This is a genomic window from Candidatus Omnitrophota bacterium, assembly GCA_016929445.1.
Taxonomy (GTDB): domain Bacteria; phylum Omnitrophota; class Gorgyraeia; order JAFGIU01; family JAFGIU01; genus JAFGIU01.
The window spans coordinates 1-3,152 of record JAFGIU010000059.1 but is presented as its reverse complement, the minus strand read 5'-3'; the positions used below and the strand labels follow the sequence as shown (position 1 = coordinate 3,152).

The 3,152-nt window shown below is 57.6% G+C and carries 4 protein-coding genes; 3 read left to right on the top strand and 1 reads right to left on the bottom strand.

Going from position 1 to position 3,152, the window contains the following annotated elements:
• Positions 1–99: 99 nt before the first annotated feature.
• Entirely contained in the window at positions 100–891 is a 792-nt protein-coding gene (locus tag JW937_05220) for an ABC transporter permease (protein MBN1586814.1), read from the top strand.
• A 76-nt stretch (positions 892–967) separates the two neighbouring features.
• Positions 968–1,861, top strand: a complete 894-nt coding sequence (locus tag JW937_05215; GenBank protein ID MBN1586813.1) for a DUF4438 domain-containing protein — start codon at positions 968–970, stop codon at positions 1,859–1,861.
• Between the two features lie 90 nt (positions 1,862–1,951).
• Here the strand turns inward: JW937_05215 and JW937_05210 are convergent, their stop codons facing one another.
• Positions 1,952–2,512, bottom strand: coding sequence for a hypothetical protein (locus JW937_05210; GenBank protein MBN1586812.1), 561 nt, complete (start codon positions 2,510–2,512; stop codon positions 1,952–1,954).
• Positions 2,513–2,584: 72 nt separating this feature from the next.
• On the opposite strand from JW937_05210, the gene JW937_05205 reads away from it, so the two are divergent.
• A partial coding sequence (locus tag JW937_05205; protein MBN1586811.1) for an HAD hydrolase-like protein occupies positions 2,585–3,152 on the top strand: 568 nt, incomplete at its 3' end.

Here is a 3,152-nt window from a genome sequence, read left to right as displayed (position 1 = left end):
GGGCGCCAAACTCGAGGACTTGGAGGTGGCACACCCCACGCTGGAAGACTTTTTCATCCGCGTGTCCCGCAACGGAGTGGAAGAGCACGGGGGCGCCTCATGAGCTGGAGGAGGATCCAAGGGGTCTTCTTCAGGCATTTCTATCTGTGGCGCCACAACGCGGACTATGTTCTGGACACACTGTGGCACCCGGTGGTCGATCTCTTGATCTGGGGCTTTGTCACACTCTACCTGAAGGAGGCCTCCTCCCAACTCGGCTGGATGACCTCCACGCTTCTGGCCGCCGTCATCCTCTGGGCAATCTTGCGTCGCGGCCAGCACGAGATCACCTTTGGGCTCATGGAAGAGGCGTGGAGCCGCAACCTCCTCAATTTCTTTACCACCCCCGTCACCCTGGCCGACTTCCTGGTGGGTACTGCCTGCTTCGGCCTGATCAAACTCGTGATCGAACTCACCCTGATGACTTTCTTGGCCTGGATTCTGTTTGGGCAGAACCTCGTTATTTTGGGCATCCAACTGATCCCGTTCCTGGTGAGCCTCTTGATGACCGGCTGGGTCCTGGGCCTTTTTGTGAACACGCTCCTAATTCGCTTCGGCCGCGGCCTTGTCGCGCTCTCGTGGATTATGGCTTTTGCACTTCAGCCCTTTGCCTGCGTATTCTATCCGGTGGAGGCATTGCCTTTGTGGGCTCAGGCCGTTGCTCGCTTGTTGCCGTGCACCTATGTATTCGAAGGGATGAGGTCCCTGGTTTCCGGCCAAGGCGGCGTATTGGGAAACCTGGTTCTGAGTTTTGTGTTGAACGCGGTCTATTTGATCCTGGGGCTTAAAGCTTTTCGAGGGATCCTGGTGGCTGCGCGCCGCAACGCATGGCTGCCGCGATTGGAGTCGTAGGGTGCTCGACACCAGCGGTGAAGCAGAGTCCGTCATCGCGAGGAGCGAAACGCGGGAACGACAACGTGAGGATTCTATGAAAACAAACATCAAACAGCTCGTCAAAATTGCGGTACAAGGCCGTGTGGCCAATGCCATGCGCTTCAGCCCTTTTGAATTAGACTCGGACGGCAAGCCGCATGCAGTCCCCAGCGTGGGCGGGATCACCTACAACGTGAAGGTGGGGGATCCGGCCTTTGGCTGGGCCGGGGACCACATTGAACCCTGCGTGTCCTGCACCCTGGACGAACAAAACCGCAACAACAAGCAGGCCCAGGCCTTTCAGTTCTTGCCCTGCGTCGGGAATGAGGCGGTGGTGGTTTCGGGCGGCGCCAAAGGCGCCAAAGGAACAGTCACCGGCCATCACGGGGGTGTGGAGCACCTGACCGTGGACTTTGCGGATCGCGATTTACGCAAGATGACCCTGGACGACAAGGTCCTGGTTCGCGCCTATGGCCAGGGGCTTCAACTCACCGACTACCCCCACATCAAGACTTACAACCTGGACCCTGCGGTGCTGGGAAAGCTCGGGATCAAGGCAGAGTCCTCCGGCGGGCTCAGTGTTCCGGTGACGGCCCTGGTGCCGGGGGCTTTGATGGGTTCGGGGATTGGACATGCGGATCCTGGCACGGGTGATTATGACATCACTACGCAGGATCCGGGTCTCGTCAAGAAGCACGGCCTGGATAAAATCCGGCTCGGGGATTTAGTCGCGCTCATGGATTGCGACAATACCTTGGGCCGCCATTTTTACACGGGCGCGGTGACCATCGGCATCGTCATTCACTCGGATAGCGTGATCTCGGGCCACGGCCCGGGCGTGGCCACGCTCATTTCCACCCGCAAAAAGGGGATGCTTCAACCCGTGATTCGTTCCACTGCGAATATCGGTCGAATTCTGAAAATCGGCAGGTATCGGGAGAAGAACTGAGGTGCCAGGGACGGTTCTTCAAGAACATTAGGGGACACATCTCCTTTGGAGATATGTCCCCTGACCTTTTGTAAGAACCGTCCCTATAAGTTATTCAACAGGCTGTAACCTTCGCACCACCACCCGGCTGACCAAGCCTCCCTCGATTTCGAAGCGCACACCCTCGCATGGGCCGAGCTGTCCGCCCATGTCTTGCGCATCGCGCGAACCCAAGGCAATGAGCGCGGCCGGTTCAATGGCTCCGCTGTGGGAGATGACCAGGGCGCGGCCGTCCTCCGGAAGCGCAGACGCTATCTTGAGCAGCGCATCCAAGACGCGGCGTCCTGTTTCCCAGACAATCGCGGAGGTTTCGTGAAAGTGCATGTAGGCCTCAAGGGTTGAACAACCCTTGAAATTGACATATTCCTGGAGCTGAGGCAGGTAGGGAATGAGCGGGGCCCCTGGGATTCCGCTGAAGGCATCATCCTCTTCAAAAGTGACCTGCCCCAGAGTGCGCAAGGTGTCTGCGCAGCGCGGCGCCGGACTCACATAATAGAGCTGATAGTCGAGGGGAAGGAGATATTGAGCAGCCTGAACGACCTCGACTCCTTTAGGGGAGATACGTCTGTCTTCTCCGACCAAACTGTGGCGATGAATGTCGATAATTTTCAAGAAACATGCCTCTCAATTTTGCATAAGCTACCATACGTTGAGCGCCTAGGCAATGTGTTAGAATGGTTGGCCATGAAAACGATTGTCCTGTTCGACATTGACGGAACCCTTATCAACACCGGAGGAGCGGGTATGCGCTCGGTGGCGCGCGCTTTTGAGAAGCTTTACGGTGTGACAGGGGATTTGGAGCTCGATCAGGTGGCCGGGCGAACGGATCCCGCCATCTTCCGGAACAAGTACCGCCAACTCTTGGGCGGGGAGTGTGTGGCCGGCGAGTTGCATGCGCTCACCACAACTTACTTGGAAATTCTCGTGGATGAATTGGATAGTGCCGAATACCGGATTCTGCCCGGTGTGGAAGAGCTTTTGGCCAAACTCTCTGAGATTCCCGGCGTTGTTTTGGGATTAGCTACAGGAAATCTGGAGCGGGGCGCCTTCCTCAAACTGAGGCGCGGTCAAATCGATCAGTATTTCAAGTTCGGCGGGTACGGCTCGGATTCCGAGAGCCGTGATGAACTCACCCGATTGGCAGTGGATCGCGGGCGCCACCAGATCGGCGACGAAGCAGCCAAGGCCGTTGTGATTGGGGACACGCGTCATGATATTGAGAGCGGGAAGGCCGCCGGAGCCAGGACTCTGG